Below are 15,004 nucleotides of genomic sequence, written 5' to 3' on the forward strand. Positions count from 1 at the left end.
CGGGCACCATGCTGAGACGGGTGCGCCGCAGGACGGAGGCCGCCCGCGAGGCGGCGGCCACCCGCGGCGACTCCGGCATGACCGCGATCGAGTTCGTGTTTCTCACGCCGGTCCTGTTCTTCATGATCTTCGCGACGGTGCAGTTCGGGCTGTACTTCTTCGCCGATCACGTGGCGCAGGCGGCGGCCCAGGCGGGGGCGCGCAAGGCCCGCGCGACGGCGCACGACCAGCCCGGCGGCTGGCGGGGCGAGGCGCGGGACGTGGTGGACAGCTACATCCGCCAGCTGGGCCCCCAGCTGGTCCTGTCACCGGACGTGAAGCTGCTCCAGCCGGAACAGGACACGGTCGGCGTGGAGATCACGGCACGCGTCCCGACGGTGTTCCCGGGCCTGGACCTGACGGTGCACGCGGAGTCGATGGGCCCGGTGGAACGGTTCGTGCAGGAGGGGGAGAACTAGATGGAACCCTCCCGTCCGACGCGGGACGGCCGCGGCGGTCCTGCCCGGGCGCCCGGCGACGACACGGGCCTGTCCACCATCGAAGTGGTCATCCTGGCCCCGGTGATGATCCTCTTCATCCTGGTTCTGGTGGCCTTCGGCCAGTTGGTGGACGGCCGTGGCGCCCTCGACGGCGCGGCCCGGGACGCGGCCCGCGCGGGTTCGATCCAGAAGGACCACGGTACGGCGATGGCCGAGGCGAGGAAGGCGGCCGAGGCCAACCTGGAGGACGTCTGCTCCGGCCCGGTCACCGTCGTCCAGAAGAGCGCGGGCTTCGAACCCGACACGCTCTTCACGGTCGAGGTGAGCTGCGAGGTGCGGGGCCTGGCCACGATCGGCCTGAACATCCCGACGACACTGTCGGCGAGCTTCAGCTCCCCGCTGGACCCGTACCGGAGGACGGCGTGAAGGCCCTCGTACGCGGCTGGCTCGCGGACCGGCGGACGCGGATGGACGACCGAGGCTCGGGCGCCGGCGCGGTCATCATCTTCGCCCTGGTCTTCCTCTCCCTGTCGGCCTTCGTCATCGACGGCGGCATGTCCATCTCCAAGCGGGAACGCGCCGCGGACATCGCCGAACAGGCCGCCCGCTACGCCGCCCAGGACATCGACCGCGAGGCCCTCTACGACGACGTGGGCGGCCCCGCCCCCATCAACTACGAGAACTGCGACGCGAGGGTCAAGGCCTTCGCCGCGGAGATGGACATGACCGGCCAGGACATCGCCGCGACGCACTGCGTGACGGCCGACGCCGCGCAGGTGCAGGTCGAGGTCCGGCTCACCTACTCCCCGGTCTTCACGGGGATGTTCTATGGCGGCGACGTGGTCGTCCACGGTCAGGCGGTGGCGGAGAACGAGGTGGGCTGACTCCACCGGTTTTCCAGCCGTGACTCATCCCCCCACCAACGGAGGTACTACTTCCATGCGCACACGTACGACGGCGGCTGCTGCCACCCTGACTACAGCGGTGGCGCTGCTGCTGTCCGGCTGCGGCGGATCCGAGACCGGCGACTCGGCCAAGGACGAGATCGCGGGAGCGGAAACGGGGGCTTCGGCATCCGCGTCTCCGTCTCCGTCTCCGAGCAAGGACAGCATCGAGCGGCCAGAGATCAAGCTGCCGTCCGACGTCAAGAACGTCTTCGAGGGTGGCAAGACGGGAGACGCGGTCAAGGACGCGGTGCTGGCGGACAACGAGCGGATGATCAACTCGATCGACGAGGCGATCACCGTGGACGCCAAGGAGCACCCGGCGCTGAAGTTCTACAGCAAGGACAACGCGCTGATGGCGGCCGCGTCATACGTCCAGTCCTTCTACGAGGCCGGCACGACCTGGACGGGATCCACGCGGTATTACGACCGTGAGGTGACTTTGAGCGGGCAGAGCGCGGCCACTGTGACCTATTGCGGTGACGAGACGAAGTCGTACAGCAAGGACCGTAAGACCAAGAAGGTCAAGAAGACGCCGGGCGACGCGGACGACTACGTCTCCTACAGCGCGCGTATGAAGAAGAGCGCCGAGGGTGTCTGGCAGACCGTCAACGTCGTGTCGGAGCGAGGAGCGGAGAAATGCCAGCCGTGAACCGTAGGCGTCGACGGATTCCCGTGATCGCCGCCCTGGTTCTACCGATGGCCCTGATGCCGACGGCCGCTCAGGCCGGTGGCAAGACGGACGACGGAAGCAGCCTGGGTGATGCCCAGGGGAACCGGCAGGGCCGGAACATCACGGTGGAGACCAAGGTCCGCACGACGGTCAAGGGTTCCTCCGACTCGGGCAAGACCGGCAGCCTCTCCTCGACCGACGGTGATTGGACGCCTCCGGCGTGCTGGTACGAGCCCGCTTTCTCGCCCGAGGAAATCCAGGCCACCGTCAAGACGTGGCGGGGCATCAGCGGACTGCCGTTCATCGGGAGTGTCGGCGAGCTTGTCGGCGACATGCTGGATCAGCGCTACAAGGACGGCAAGCCGTACAAGAACTACAACCTCGACAAGCAGGGTGAGGGCATGTTCTGGGCCGCTGCCATCAACCCGAATCGGAAGGACGATCCGGAGGCCATGGCGTGCGACAAGCCGCCATTCTGGGTGGACAACGGAGTCACGCCGCCCGAGCCGCTCGCGGTGTCTCCCCGGATCCTCGCCGAATACGCCTACGACGAACTCCCGGTCCCCGGCACCGAGATCGAGATGAGGCCGACCGAGGCCACGAAGGTGAACCTCCCCACCTGGATCTGGCTGGACAAGGCCAAGTTCAAGAAGATCTCGGTCACGGCCAGCCTCCCCGGTACGGGTCTCTCCGCGACCACCACCGCCGAACCCGTCTCCCTGCACATCGACCCGGGTACGAGCGACGCCCAGACGTACCCCGCCTCGGGCGACTGCGAGATCAACGCCGACGGCAGCATCGGCGAGCCGTACGCGAAGGGCAAGGCGAACGACACCCCACCCTGCGGCGTCACCTACCTCCGCGCCTCCGGCTCGGACGGCTCGTACCCCTTGCAGGCGACCGTCACCTGGAACATCTCGTGGACCAGCACCACGGGCGAGGGCGGCGACCTCCCGGAGGGCACGTTCGGCGCGACGCAGGACGTGACGGTGCAGGAGATCCAGGCGGTGAACCGCTGACACGACGGCAAGGGAGGGAACAGCCATGGGTGACCAGGAAGCGGACATCGACCGGATCCGGGAGAGCGCCCGGGCGCTGAAGCGGATCCGGGGCACCTTCGCCGAGCGCGCCAACCCGGCCGAGGGATACGGAGTGGGCGAGATCGGGTCGGAGAAGATCCTGGACGCCTTCGAGAAGTTCGGCAGTAATTGGAAGATCCACCGTAGACAGCTGACCGACGAGTTGGAGAAGCTCCACGGGATCACCAAGGGCGCGGCGGATTCGTACGACAAGATCGACCACGAACTGGCCGAGGCGCTGCGCCGGGCGGACGAGAAGGCCAAGGGCGGCAAGAAGGGGGACGGGAAGTGACGCGTCCCGCAAGCCACCGCTGGGCCGTTCTCGACGAGGGCTCCGACCCGATACCGGGCGACCCGGAAGAGGTGGCGCGGCTCGGTCGGCAGCTGCGCAAGACCGCCGAGGCCATCGACAAGGAGGCCCGCGAGATCAAGGAGTTGGCCTCCGTCGAGAACTGGAAGGGCAAGGCCGCCACCGAGTTCCGGGGAGCGGCCGAAGGCGCCGGGGACAAGCTCCGCAAGGCGTTCAAGCGGTACGACGAGGCAGCCGACGTGCTCGGCATGCGTGTCGTGGACGGGGTGTGCAGCACCGAGTACGCCTCCGAACTCCACCGCGCGCAGCAGATGGCCGACAAGGCGCTGCGCGACGCGGAGGCCGCGGACGGCGACCTCGGAGCCGCCCAGCGCTCGCTCGACGGGCAGCCCGACGACACGCCGAAGGACGACCCGGACACCAAGAAGTACAAGGAGCAGAAGGAGAACGCGTCGTCGGCTCTGTCGGCGGCCAAGGACGCTCTGCGGACCGCCAAGGAGGTCCGTGACACGGCAGCGCGCCGGGCGGCGGACGCGATCCACGACGTCATCGAGAACGACGGGCTCAAGGACGGCTGGACGGACAAGTTCAAGAACTGGGTCCACGAGAACGCGGGCTGGCTCACCCAGATCTCCAAATGGGCGGGACGTATCGCACTGTGGGCGGGGGTGGCGGCGCTCGCTCTGGGCTGGATCCCGGTGATCGGGCAGGCCATCGCGGTCGTCGCGAACGCCGTGGCGCTCCTGGCCGGCGTCGTCGCGCTCGCCACCGACCTGGTGCTGGCACTGGGCGGAGAGGGCAGCTGGAAGTCCGTGATGCTGGACGCCGTCGGGGTCGCCACCTTCGGCCTCGGCCGGGCGGCGATGGCGGGAGCCAAGGGGGTGGCCGCCGGCAGCAAGGCGCTCGCCCGGAGCAACCTCTACAAGAACGCCGTCGCCTCCGGAATGAAGTCCAACAAGGCGTGGAACCTCGCCAACCGGGGAGCCCAGGGGTCCGTCCGGGGCAAGGACGCCGCACGGGCGATGGCCGACATGCCGAAGGGGAAGTTGCCCAGCTGGAGCAACCTCAAGGAGGGGTTCAGCCCCGTCTCCATGTACCGCGATAGCGTCGACGGCGTGAAGTCCATCGCCAACGCGTTCTCCAAGCAGGGCTGGCGGGACGGTCTCCGGGGGATGGCCGCGCCCCGTTCGGCGGGCACCCTCGATCCCGACCTGGCCAGGGCCGCCGCCGGCCTCGACGGCATCGCGCCTGCCGCGACGCAGATGCCGGCGGTCAGCAGTGCGCTGGGTAACTTCTCCGGCCAGACCAACGTCTGGGCGGGGGCGACCGCCACCGGCGTGGCCGCCGGTTCCGAGGGCGCCTACGGCGCCGTCACTTCCCTGTACGACGGAGCCACGGGATGACGGCCCCCGAGCCCGCGCTCAGACCCGCGGCATCGCGCGGCCCCGGCCTCGAGCGGTGCCATGTCTCCCGGCTCTTCGCACACGACGGCGAGCTGGTGCTGCGTACCCGCCGTCGCACCACCCGCTGTCCGGTGGGCGGGAACGGCATCGCGCGAGCGGTGTTCGTCGACGCTCCCGGCGAGGACGGGGAACGCATGGGGCCGACTCTCCCGGGCTCCTGGGGAGAGGTGCAGCTGCAGGACGCGGAGGGAGCGTTGATCGGCCGGTTCGACGTCGAGGACTGGCTGCCCGAGTCGCCCGTGCTGCCCAAACGGTCCGTCCAGGGCGAGCAGCTCCTCAGCCGCTCGGGTGTGACCGGCCTGCTCAAGGCGGCGGGCATCCCCCTGCACGTGGTGCGGGACAGAAACGATCCGCTGGTGGCCTCGGGCGGAAGGGGCACGGTGCTTGGACCGGGTGGCGCCTTCCCGTCCTGGTACTGGGGTGTGCGTGCCGCCGCGGGAGGCCTGTGGTTCGCCGCGTTCACGGTCGTCGTCTTCTCCGGCACCACGGCGCCCTGGGCCGTCCTGCTGCTGGCCGCCACTGCCTTCGTCGCCCCCGTGGCACGGCTGGCGCTGCGCGCATGGTCCCGGCTGCGCCTCGGAGGTCACGATCCCGTGGTCCGTGAGCGCGTCAGTCCCTCGCCCGGCAAGGGCGTCGGCGCGACGGTCAGGTTCTGCCGGGACAGCGAGCTGCGGGTCCAGGACCACGACCTCGTCCTGCGCGACCTGGGCGGGCAGGAGTACTGGTTCCCCCTGACCGGCTCGCACGCGGTGACGTCGCTGGTCCGGGTGAGCGACCGCTTCGGCGCCGTGATCGGGGTGGAACTGCGGGGTCCGGGTGATCAGGTGCGGGCCGTGCTCCCGTGGGCTGCCTGGTTCGGCGGCGAGACGGGACCCGACGGGTGGGCACGGTTGCGCCGCGCCGCCGGGCTGGCGGTGTCCGAACGCCGACTGAGCGGAAAGGCCGTCTGGCCCAAGGGGCCGGTGCTGGGCCTGCGCCTGCTGCCCGAGTCGACCCGGGCGGCCCGCCGCATGTCGCGGTTCCCTGGGACCATCGCAGGAATGTCGTCCACCGCCGTCATGGCCTTCGGTTCCGTGTTCTCCGTGGTCCAGGGACTGCGGATCACGGACTCGCACCCCGGTGCGTCGCTCGCCGCGGTGCTCATGGGAGCGGTCGGCCTGGTCCTGCAGGGCACGCCGTACGCGGCCCACCAACTACGCAGTCGCCTCCGCCTCGACCGGAAGGCCCGGGAACGGACATCCAAGGAGGGTGCAACGTGACCTCTAGCGAGAAGCCCGTGAACTCCTCCGAGAACCCCGCGGCTCCTGCCGACTACCGACTGCTCCTGCCCGAGGGCTGGTTCCGGATCCTGCTCGACCCCGACCGGCGGGACAGGTCCGTCGACGCGCTGGTGGAGCGCCAGTTCCACGGCATCGACAACGCTCCGCACCTCAAGGAAGAGCTGCGTGCCGACCTGCGCCGCCGTGCGGCCAAGGCGCACCGCAGCGGTGGGATCGAGCTCTACCTGAGCCTCCAGGAGGTGGGCCCGTTCACCATCCCCGCCTCGCTGCTGGTCAGCCTGGCACCGCTGCGTCACGCCGAGCCGTTGCCCGCGGAGGACCTGGCGCGAGCCTTCGCCGAGGAAGCGAAAGAGGAGGATCCGGGCGAGGCACCGGAAATCACTGTCGAAGAACTGGCCGCGGGAACCGCAGTACGGGTCCGCAGACTGTCTCGGCAACCCGGCGAGAACGGGCCGGACAGGGACCACGTCTCCGTCTCGGTGGAGTACCACCTGCCCGTCCCCGGCACGACGGCTTTCCTGCTGCTCACCTTCTCCACGCCCCTCGAGCCGATCGCCGACGCCATGGCCGGCCTCTTCGACGCGATCGCCGGCTCGCTGACCTGGACGGAGTGATCACCGACATGACCACCGACGACCTGTCGAACCTCGGCCTGGAGTGCTCGGAGGACTGGGTGCCGTTCCCCGTCGCCGGCACGCTCGACCTGGACTACTGGGCGAAGCACCAGGCGGGGGATCTCGTCGAGCGGTACGAGCGCGACGGGGAGAAAGGGAACGCCCGCCTCCTGGCCCGCGACCTCAGACGCGCGGCGGCCGACAGCCGTACGCGTGAGCCACTCGGTGCCTTCGGCTGGTACATCAGCGGTCATCACACCGTCGCGGCCGTCCTCGAACTCGACGCGATCCATCCGGACGGCACCTTCCCCGAGGTCACCCTCCCGCTCCTCACCGAGCACATGTCGGCGCGCGACTTCGGTGAACCGGACGTCCGCGAGGTCCGGCTGCCGCTCGGCGACGCGGTCCGCATCCGGCAGAACCTGATCGAGGGAAAGAAGCGCCTCCTCGGCCCGCGCCCCGTGGTCCGCACCCTCTTCTACGGCGTCCGTCCACCGGCGACGGACGCCGCCGTCACCCTGCTGGTCTCCTGGACGGAGCCGGTACTGGACGAACCGCTGGAGGGCATCGTGGACGGCATCGCTCACACGCTGTCCCTGTGAGGCCCGAGCGGGGCCCCACCGGCATGCCCGGTCCTTCAGACGTCCCGTCGGACCCTGCCGTACCGCTCCTCGGCTAGGCCGGCCTCCGCTCCCAGCAGGCCGAGGGCCCTGCGGCGCCGGTACCCGGAGAGCGCGCCGCTCACCGCGCCCGTAGCGATCGAGGCGGCCGAGAGGTAGCTCAGCTCCCGCTCCGGACTCGGGTTCTCGGGGCGGCTCAGCCGCGCTCCGGCATCGTCCAAGGGGTCGGCGAAGACCCGGGTGTGGTCTCCCGGCCGGAGGCGGCAGTCGCCGAGGGTCGTCTCCAAGGGACGTACCCCTGGAGCGGTGCCCACCTCACGCAGGGCGCAGTGAGGGGTCCCGCGCGAGGTGGGCTCGTCCCTGGAGACCACGACGACATCCGCCCAGCGGCCACGCTCGATCAGTACCGAGGTGTGAAAGGTGACGGCCGCACCGAAGAAGAGGTAGAGGCCGCCGAGGACGATCAGAACGATGGGGCCGGGCCGACTGCCGTAGTGCGCGATCTCGGGCAGTAGAAGAAACAGCAGGCATGTCGCGGACGTCACCAGCAGCGGCCACAGCAGCGCGCCACCGACTGTTGCGGGGACGGCGAGGAGGAGCAGGGGCGGCAGCCAGGCGGGCACGCTCACCGCGAACGCGGCGCACAGCACGGCGGCGCGCGGGAGGACGGGGACCCGGCGGGTGAGCCGCCCGCTGAGACGGTGCGGGGCGCGGGGCGTGGCCCGCTTGGGGTGGAGCCGCCGCATCCGGTCGCGGTACTCGTCCTGTGTCATCTGCCCGTGCTCCGGCAGGAGGGCCCGAGCCCGTGCGGCACCCCGGTCGCTACATGGGCCGTCACCGTCACCGTCACGTCACGTGCCGCCGCCACCCTTGCCGCCCCGCTTGTCCTCCGTCTTCACGGCCTCGTTGACCTGCTTCGTCAGCTCGTCGTCGAGCTTCTTGAACTCGCGGACGACGGCGTCCGACATGTCGCCGAGCGCGTCGAGCTGCTGGGTGATGTCCTCGCGGCCGTCCTCCCAGTTGGACTCGAAGTCTCCGAGGGCGTCGTTGACGCTGCCGTCGCCGATGTCGTCCTTGTACGACTCGAAGAGCTTCTTGGTGTGGTTCAGCCGCGTCTTGAGCGAGCGCAGTCGGCGCCCGTAGTCCTCCAGCTCGGTCAACGGCAGTGCGAGGTCGCTCTTGCCCATGGCTCGGAGTCCTCTCTGCAGGGTCGGGTCGGTCAGCTCAGACGAATCGAAAGGTGCCGGTCACAGCGTCGAAGATGTCGTGGAACGCCTCGGCGAGGTCCAACACCGGGCTGGCCCCGGAGACGAGCACGACCTGGTCGGTGGTTCCCGGTACGGGGATGTACGTCTGGGTCAGCACCATACGCAGGGTACGACTGTCGCCCTGGGCGACGGGCACGTCCTCGACGCCGTACGTCCGGGCGGCCGTGCCCACTTCGGGAACGTCGACGGTCGTGACCTTGCGCCAGGCGTCGCCCTCGCGTCGCGGGGTGATCGTACGGAGGCTCTCGGCGATGGCTCGGGGGTCGGTGGAGAGGGCGACGCCCTGCTTGTTCTTGGCGCCGAGGACGGACACGGTGACGGTCGCGGAGAGCGGGACGCCGTCGAAGTTCTCGGCCATACAGCCCATATAGAGGCCGCCGGAATCGTGGGCGTCCTTGGCCATTTTGCGAAGCATCGCGGTCAGGTCTGTGCGATACCGGGCCAACTCAGGGGACTCTCGCACTCGCTCGTCCACCAGCGTCCGTACCGTCGCTTCACGTCCCTCCGGGCGGATGTCGAACTCCCACCAGGAGTCTGGGAGGGCCAGGGAGAAACTCGGCATCACTGTCTCTTTCTGCATGTTCTGTGAACGACTAACCGAGGTCCATTCCGAGATCCTCAGTGGCGATCTCGGTGAGTCTGCTGTCCGGTACCTTCGGGGGCGAGTAGTTCAAGGCTCTGATCCGGATGAGGAACTTTAGGGGGAGGGCGACATGATGAGTGGATACGTAATGTGATAGATCTCCGCGCCAGATCCATTCGCCATCTGTGTAGAGGGAGCCGATACCGGTCAACAGCGGTCCATCAGGATTAAGTACGTCAGGCCCGGCGCTCATCTCGCTCCATAGCCCTGTTCCATTCACGAGGTAGGAAACGATGTCCGACTCGTCCGGCTCGCCAGATGGTCGCACTGCATCTTTGATCGAGCCGTCTACCGGCAATCCCCAGCCGGGAAGGAGTTCTGCGAAGAAGCCTGCGGGGCGAATCATTGGAGCTCCTCGTTGTTGCGGCGCGCTCAGACCATGGGGAGGAAGGTGAGCCACACTCCACCGTCTTTGATGTGAGGGGTGAACGGGCCCTCCCCGAAGCTGGGAACGCCTACCGCGTTGGTCGGCGCCTTGACTGGTACGCCAAGGGAATTGGCTATGTTTTGGATTACTTCGGGCTGGGCGGAGCCTGAATGGCAGGTAAGCATACGTACAGGTTCACCGTTGTAACCGGGCGTACGGTTTATCGTATCAAGGACGTGATTGGGGTGAACGTCGTGTCCACCCGCTCTCTGTCCTGCACGGTTCACCTGTCCCGCGACCATCCGACCATCGGTCGTGCCATGAATAATCACGTCTTGATATCCAGGGAGCCGCTCTGCGACATCGAAATTCCGAAGGGTCGCTGGATCGTATCCAATCGCGGTCGCCCCCGGCTTGTGGTAGACGGGCATGTCAGAGGGCAGGGCATCATCGGCGCGCCGGCCCGGCGGGCCGACATGTGGAGAGTCCGCTTTCCACCATCGACTCTTGCCCATCATGCTGAACAGTGAGAAACGTACGTTCCTCAAGTTGCGAACTCCATCCGCCAGATTCTTCAGGCCTCCGCCTATGCCTCCCATGAACCCGGAACCGAGAGCACGTAGGCCGCCCGCTTTCCAGAGTTTGCCGAGCTTCGCGAGGCTTGTGAATCCTTTGGTCGCGGGTATGCAGTCCAGCGCCGCCCATAGGAGGTCGCCCCAACCCGCTTCACCTTTGATGACTTTTCTTATCGTGTCGGCCATCACCACAAGCGCCGCCGCGAAGACCAACCACCCCAGCGGTCCACCGACGATCATCACGATGATCCCGGCGATGGCCACGACCCACTTGCAGATGGTGACGATCTCGTCCCAGTGGTCGGAGACCCAGTCGCCGATCTCCTCCCACCAGTGCCGGTTCGGGATACCGGCGTCGGAGGCCTCCTTGAGCTTGGTCACCGTCCGTCGGGCCGCTTCCTCGCGGAGGCCCTTCGCCTGACCGGCCAGCTTCTTCGCAGCGTCCAGGGCGCTCTGCGCGCTTTCGACGTTCCGTTGGGCCGCGGCCTGGCGGGCGTTCGCGTGCTGGGCGTCGCGAGTGGCGCGGCGGACGTCGGCCTCATCCGGTTTCGGGACGTCTTTGCCGCCGCTCTTGGCGGGGTCGTAGGAGTCCACCTTCTCGGTCGCGGTGCGGACCCAGTCGTTGGCTCCCGACAACGCCGTCTGCGCGGTGGTGAGTTCCTCACGGGCCTTGCGGCCGTCGCGCAGCGCCTTGTCGGCCTTCTCCTGTGCGTCCTGGAGATCGGGCCAGAAGGTGGCCAGCGCGTCTCCGGCCAGGTCGTACGACTTCTTCAGCTTGCGCAGCTTCTTCGGGGCGTCCTCGAACTCCTCGGCGAACACGTCCGCCGTCTTGCCCGCCCAGGAGAGGATCTCCTCCTCCTTGGCGATGCCCTTGAGGTCGCGCAGGACGTCGGACACGTCGTCGGCGAAGTCGTGCAGGGTGCCGGCGAGTTTGCGAATGCGGCCCGGGTCGCCCGGCGTCGGATCCTTCTCCAGGTCCAGTACATGCCAGTCCGCCGGTCTGTGCGACACCGTGTTCTCCCCCGTACACGTGCGATGCCTACCGCTTGGAACGCGCGTACGAACTTATCGCATGTGCTGTCGCACCGTGTGCTGGGTGGAGCGGGATCAGGTCAGGTGGAGGCCGTCTTGAGGCTCTGGATGAGGGCGGTGAAGGATTCGACCGGGACGGTCACCATGCCCTTGGACGGGTCCTTCGAGTCGCGTATCGCGACGCGGGTTCGCAGGGGTGCGACCTCCACGCAGGTGTTGCCGTCGCCCCCCTCCGAGTAGGAGGACTTCTGCCAGCGCTTGGGTCCGGTCACGCTTCTTGCCTCACAATTCCTTCGCCAAGTGGTGGATGAAGTCCCGCGTCCTGGTGGGGTCGAGTGCCGCTTTCTCCACTTTACGGAAGAGCGTTCGGAAGCGCTCCAGTTGGGATTCGGCATCCAGGAATGCCGTGCCGCTGGGGGAGTCGCGGAGCACGGTGTCCAGGCGCGGGAGGGGTCCGCCCACATGCATCATGGCGGCGCTCGCGCCGGCGAAATGGTCGGTTTCGAAGGGGACGACCCGTACCGTGACGTGTTCCCTCTCCATCTCGTCCAGGATCCTCCGAAGCTGGGTGAGAGTCACCCGGCGGTCGCCTACGCGGATGCGCAGCGCGGCCTCGTGGACGATTGTTTCGTACGGGACCGGCAGGTCACGGTCGATGACTGCCCGGCGCCTCATCCGGTGCTCGACACGCGGAGTCAACTCGCTGTCGGGCAACTCCGGAACCATGTAGCCGAAGACGGCGCGGGCGTAGTCCGGGGTCTGCAGTAGTCCCGGTACGTGGGTGATCACGACTTCGTGCAGGAACGTCGCATGATGTTCCAGCTCGGCCACGTCCAGGAACACTGGGGGAAGGATGCCTCGGAACTCCTCCCACCAGCCTTGTGTCCGGTCGGTGGCCATGGTCACCAGAGCGTCGACCAAGTCCTCGTCGGCGCAGGCGTAGTGAGCGGCCAACCTGCGCACGCGCTCTTCACTCGCTCCCGCGAACCCGGCCTCGACCTGGCTCATCTGGGCCGAAGTGGAGCTGAGCAGCCCCGCCACCTCGGGCATCGTCATTGTCGCGACGGTTGTGGCGAAGCCACCGGCCAACATCCCTTCTCTGAACGGAGTTCGCCCATGCCCGAAATCCCGCCGACCGACCCAGCCGCCCCCTGGGAGTACACCCTCTACATCCCGAACGACCTGCGCGCCGTCACCGTCTGCCGCCCACTCTCCGGCTGATCCTCACGATGCACGGCCTCATCCGCCTGGTGGACACCGCCGAGTTGCTCGCGACGGAGTTGGTCTCCAATGCCGTACGGCACACCAAGGGCCCCGCCGCGCTCCGGGTGCGGTGGGCGGCCGGCGTGCTGCGGATCGGGGCGTGGGCTACCGATCCGGAACCGCCCGAGCCGCCCGGGAGGGCGGAGGCGCACGCCGATGCGGAGGAGGGGCGAGGGCTCGCGCTCGTGCGGGCGTGCGCGGACGTGTGGGGGTGGCAGCCGCTGGCCAGGGGCGGGAACCGGGGCAAGTACGTGTGGTGTGACGTTGTCGCGGCGTAGCGCGTTGATCACGCCGTACCGGGAGCGCGTGCTCGACTGCTACGTCCTCGATCAGCTCGAAGTCCTGGCCCGGCGCGCGATGACGGTGGAGCGCGCCGAGGATCTGTTCAGCGGTTGATGGACTGGATCTCCTGGACTTCCATGTCCTGCGTCGTCTCGAAGGTGCCGTCCGGCAGGTCACCCGCGGCTCCGCCGTTGCCCTCCCAGGAGATCTCCCAGGTGACCGATGCCTCCAGCTGGTACGGCGCCCCGTTCGACGCGCGGAGGTAGCGGATGCCGCAGGGCGGGATCTCGTCGGCCTTGCCCTTCGTGTACGGCGTGCCGATGGAGCCGTCGGCGTTGATCTCGCAGTCGCCGGAGGCGGGGAAGGTCTCCGCGTCGTCCGTGCCGGGTTCCAGGTGGAGGGCGACGGGCTTCGCGGTCGTCTCGGCCCACAGGCCCGTGTTGGGCAGTTCGGCGCGGACCTTGACCTCCTTGAAGGTGCCCTTGTCCAGCCAGATCCAGGTGGGGAGGTTGACGGTGGACTTGGCTGCCGGCTTCGCCTCGATCTCGGTCGAAGGGACCTCGACCTTGTCGTAGGCGTACTCGGCGAGGATCTCGGGGGTCGGAGCGTTCGGCACATCGGGGATCTCGCCGGCGTCCTGCCAGAACATGAGCCTGTTGCAGAGGGACGTGTCGTCGAGAGCGGAGAGGCTCGGGGCGACTCCGCGCCAGAAGAACCCCCTCTCCCCGAGGTTGTAGTCCTTGTAGCCCTTCACGGACGACGGGGTGCCGAAGTAGTTGGTGGCGGCCTTGCCGTCCTTGAAGTGGTCGGTCCACAGTTCGGATCCGTACCACCCCTGGCGGAGACTGACGTCACCGCCACCGTCGGTCTCCGCGAAGTCCTTCAGTTGTTCGGGCGTGAATACGGGTTCGTACCAGCAGGGTGGGGGCTCCCAGTTGACGTCGGTCGACACCAGGTTGCCCCGCCGTCCGCCGGTGGGGCCGCTCACTTGCGTGATCTTGATGCTCGTGTGCTGTGCCGAGGCGGTCAGTTCACTGCCCTCGGCTTCGCCTCTCGTGCCGGAACCGCCGAAGGCGTGGGCAGGAGCGGAGCAGCAGACTGCGGTGACCAGTGACGCGGTGAGCACGGGCAGCCCTTTATGACGGGACCTCACTTCGCGCACTCGCCCCGCTCCGAACGGACAGACGCGTTCTGCCACACGCCCTGGCTGCTCTTCCTGAGCGTGACCAGGTAGTACACCTCGGGATCCATGTCCGCGGGATTCCCTTCGACCTTGCCGGTCTTCCGGTGCTTGGTGTACGCCTCACTCTCGTCCGTGCAATAACCGAGAGACGCCGTCGTGCCGCCGTCGAGCACGGTGACCTTGGGGTCGAAGACCGGGAGCTTGCCGATCACCGTCACGTTCCTGTCCGTGTACGACTTGATCCACTTCTTGCTCTGCGAGCGGCCGGAATCGGTGTCGTAGAAGGCAACGGCTTCGCTGTCGGGATCGTTGGCGATGATCGCGGCGTACCCCGCCCGCAGCTCTTCCTTGGCGTCGTTGAGCACGGCCTGTTGTTGAGCATCGCTGCTCGTCCAGTCCTGGAAGGTCAGTTGGAAGCTACTGGGAAGCTTGATCACCGGTCGCTCGACGCCGGGCGGCGGTGCCGAGGATGCCGTAGCCGACGGTGCGGAGCTGCCCGCCCCCGTCCCCGCCCCTTTGATGTCGTCCGGCGCCGAGTCGTCGCCGCCCCCGCCGCAGGCGGTCAGTAGCAGGGCCGCTGTCGCGGTGAAGGTGGCGGCGGTGGTCGTGAGGGCGCTGCGGGCCACGGTTGGTTCCCCCCGGGGTACGGCGTGTGCGACAGGGAACGAAGCTATCAGGGCGAGGTGCAGGGGCCCTGGGCGGTTTCCGGGGATTGTGTGGGGGGCGTGAAGGGGTGACCGACGTGTGGTCGACGTCATGGGACAAAGGCCGTAAAGGGGAGCGGGGTTGCGACGGCGTCTCGCGGTGGCCCTTCGACGGTGTCGGTGTGAGTCCATAAGATCTCTGTAGGCTCAGCACACCCCTCATACCGGACGCTCCAGCCGCCCTCCACATACGTCCACATACACCCACACACGACACACGACCCG

At 68.1% G+C, this 15,004-nt stretch carries 20 protein-coding genes and 1 pseudogene; 12 read left to right on the forward strand and 9 right to left on the reverse strand.

Going from position 1 to position 15,004, the window contains the following annotated elements; translation table 11 throughout:
• Positions 1 to 8: 8 nt before the first annotated feature.
• Genes ACZ4V1_RS04715 through ACZ4V1_RS04760 form a run of 10 tightly spaced genes read left to right on the forward strand, consistent with a single transcriptional unit; the run spans position 9 to position 7,444 of the window.
• Positions 9 to 458 carry a TadE family protein gene (locus ACZ4V1_RS04715; protein WP_468329347.1) on the forward strand — a complete coding sequence of 150 codons (450 nt, stop codon included), beginning with the start codon at positions 9 to 11 and terminating at the stop codon, positions 456 to 458.
• Complete coding sequence (locus ACZ4V1_RS04720) at positions 459 to 905, forward strand: TadE/TadG family type IV pilus assembly protein (RefSeq protein ID WP_468329350.1); 447 nt, start codon at positions 459 to 461, stop codon at positions 903 to 905.
• Complete coding sequence (locus ACZ4V1_RS04725; RefSeq protein ID WP_468329353.1) at positions 902 to 1,363, forward strand: TadE/TadG family type IV pilus assembly protein; 462 nt, start codon at positions 902 to 904, stop codon at positions 1,361 to 1,363. Before ACZ4V1_RS04720 ends, ACZ4V1_RS04725 begins: the two co-directional genes overlap by 4 nt.
• A gap of 55 nt (positions 1,364 to 1,418) precedes the next feature.
• Positions 1,419 to 2,075: a hypothetical protein gene (locus ACZ4V1_RS04730; protein ID WP_468329356.1), complete on the forward strand. Its 657-nt coding sequence runs from the start codon at positions 1,419 to 1,421 to the stop codon at positions 2,073 to 2,075.
• A complete protein-coding gene (locus ACZ4V1_RS04735) occupies positions 2,063 to 3,115 on the forward strand; it encodes a hypothetical protein (protein WP_468329359.1) in 1,053 nt (350 codons plus the stop codon). The genes ACZ4V1_RS04730 and ACZ4V1_RS04735 overlap by 13 nt, the downstream gene beginning before the upstream one ends.
• Positions 3,116 to 3,140: 25 nt before the next feature.
• Positions 3,141 to 3,467, forward strand: coding sequence for a hypothetical protein (locus ACZ4V1_RS04740; RefSeq protein WP_337304357.1), 327 nt, complete (start codon positions 3,141 to 3,143; stop codon positions 3,465 to 3,467).
• Entirely contained in the window at positions 3,464 to 4,888 is a 1,425-nt protein-coding gene (locus ACZ4V1_RS04745; RefSeq protein WP_468329362.1) for a putative T7SS-secreted protein, read from the forward strand. The genes ACZ4V1_RS04740 and ACZ4V1_RS04745 overlap by 4 nt, the downstream gene beginning before the upstream one ends.
• A complete protein-coding gene (locus ACZ4V1_RS04750) occupies positions 4,885 to 6,207 on the forward strand; it encodes a hypothetical protein (RefSeq protein WP_468329365.1) in 1,323 nt (440 codons plus the stop codon). Before ACZ4V1_RS04745 ends, ACZ4V1_RS04750 begins: the two co-directional genes overlap by 4 nt.
• Positions 6,204 to 6,842, forward strand: coding sequence for a hypothetical protein (locus tag ACZ4V1_RS04755; protein WP_468329368.1), 639 nt, complete (start codon positions 6,204 to 6,206; stop codon positions 6,840 to 6,842). Before ACZ4V1_RS04750 ends, ACZ4V1_RS04755 begins: the two co-directional genes overlap by 4 nt.
• Positions 6,843 to 6,850: 8 nt before the next feature.
• Positions 6,851 to 7,444 carry a hypothetical protein gene (locus ACZ4V1_RS04760; protein WP_468329371.1) on the forward strand — a complete coding sequence of 198 codons (594 nt, stop codon included), beginning with the start codon at positions 6,851 to 6,853 and terminating at the stop codon, positions 7,442 to 7,444.
• Between the two features lie 35 nt (positions 7,445 to 7,479).
• Here the strand turns inward: ACZ4V1_RS04760 and ACZ4V1_RS04765 are convergent, their stop codons facing one another.
• From ACZ4V1_RS04765 to ACZ4V1_RS04795, 7 genes are all read right to left on the reverse strand, one after another.
• Positions 7,480 to 8,235 carry a hypothetical protein gene (locus tag ACZ4V1_RS04765; protein WP_468329374.1) on the reverse strand — a complete coding sequence of 252 codons (756 nt, stop codon included), beginning with the start codon at positions 8,233 to 8,235 and terminating at the stop codon, positions 7,480 to 7,482.
• Positions 8,236 to 8,313: 78 nt separating this feature from the next.
• Entirely contained in the window at positions 8,314 to 8,649 is a 336-nt protein-coding gene (locus ACZ4V1_RS04770) for a hypothetical protein (RefSeq protein WP_121748557.1), read from the reverse strand.
• A gap of 37 nt (positions 8,650 to 8,686) precedes the next feature.
• Positions 8,687 to 9,292, reverse strand: a complete 606-nt coding sequence (locus ACZ4V1_RS04775; protein WP_468329377.1) for a hypothetical protein — start codon at positions 9,290 to 9,292, stop codon at positions 8,687 to 8,689.
• 31 nt (positions 9,293 to 9,323) lie between these two features.
• On the reverse strand, positions 9,324 to 9,719 hold the full coding sequence (locus tag ACZ4V1_RS04780) for a hypothetical protein (protein WP_468329380.1): 396 nt from the start codon (positions 9,717 to 9,719) through the stop codon (positions 9,324 to 9,326).
• A gap of 26 nt (positions 9,720 to 9,745) precedes the next feature.
• Positions 9,746 to 11,326 carry a WXG100 family type VII secretion target gene (locus ACZ4V1_RS04785; protein WP_468329383.1) on the reverse strand — a complete coding sequence of 527 codons (1,581 nt, stop codon included), beginning with the start codon at positions 11,324 to 11,326 and terminating at the stop codon, positions 9,746 to 9,748.
• Positions 11,327 to 11,427: 101 nt separating this feature from the next.
• A complete protein-coding gene (locus ACZ4V1_RS04790; protein WP_468329386.1) occupies positions 11,428 to 11,619 on the reverse strand; it encodes a DUF397 domain-containing protein in 192 nt (63 codons plus the stop codon).
• A 10-nt stretch (positions 11,620 to 11,629) separates the two neighbouring features.
• The gene (locus tag ACZ4V1_RS04795) at positions 11,630 to 12,439 is read right to left on the reverse strand and encodes a DUF5753 domain-containing protein (protein WP_468329389.1); all 810 of its coding nucleotides are present in this window, start codon (positions 12,437 to 12,439) and stop codon (positions 11,630 to 11,632) included.
• A 24-nt stretch (positions 12,440 to 12,463) separates the two neighbouring features.
• Between ACZ4V1_RS04795 and ACZ4V1_RS04800 the strand changes: the two are divergent.
• Together ACZ4V1_RS04800 and ACZ4V1_RS04805 are read left to right on the forward strand one after the other, a co-directional pair.
• Positions 12,464 to 12,888 (forward strand): annotated as a pseudogene (locus tag ACZ4V1_RS04800) (ATP-binding protein).
• Positions 12,875 to 13,006: a hypothetical protein gene (locus ACZ4V1_RS04805; protein ID WP_468329391.1), complete on the forward strand. Its 132-nt coding sequence runs from the start codon at positions 12,875 to 12,877 to the stop codon at positions 13,004 to 13,006. The pseudogene ACZ4V1_RS04800 and the gene ACZ4V1_RS04805 overlap by 14 nt, the downstream one beginning before the upstream one ends.
• Here the strand turns inward: ACZ4V1_RS04805 and ACZ4V1_RS04810 are convergent.
• Both ACZ4V1_RS04810 and ACZ4V1_RS04815 read right to left on the reverse strand, forming a co-directional pair.
• Positions 12,996 to 14,018 carry a hypothetical protein gene (locus tag ACZ4V1_RS04810; RefSeq protein ID WP_468329394.1) on the reverse strand — a complete coding sequence of 341 codons (1,023 nt, stop codon included), beginning with the start codon at positions 14,016 to 14,018 and terminating at the stop codon, positions 12,996 to 12,998. The genes ACZ4V1_RS04805 and ACZ4V1_RS04810 overlap by 11 nt on opposite strands.
• Before the next feature lie 23 nt (positions 14,019 to 14,041).
• Complete coding sequence (locus tag ACZ4V1_RS04815) at positions 14,042 to 14,701, reverse strand: hypothetical protein (protein ID WP_468329397.1); 660 nt, start codon at positions 14,699 to 14,701, stop codon at positions 14,042 to 14,044.
• Positions 14,702 to 15,004 lie beyond the last annotated feature (303 nt).

This window comes from Streptomyces sp. NPDC028991 (genome assembly GCF_055564775.1).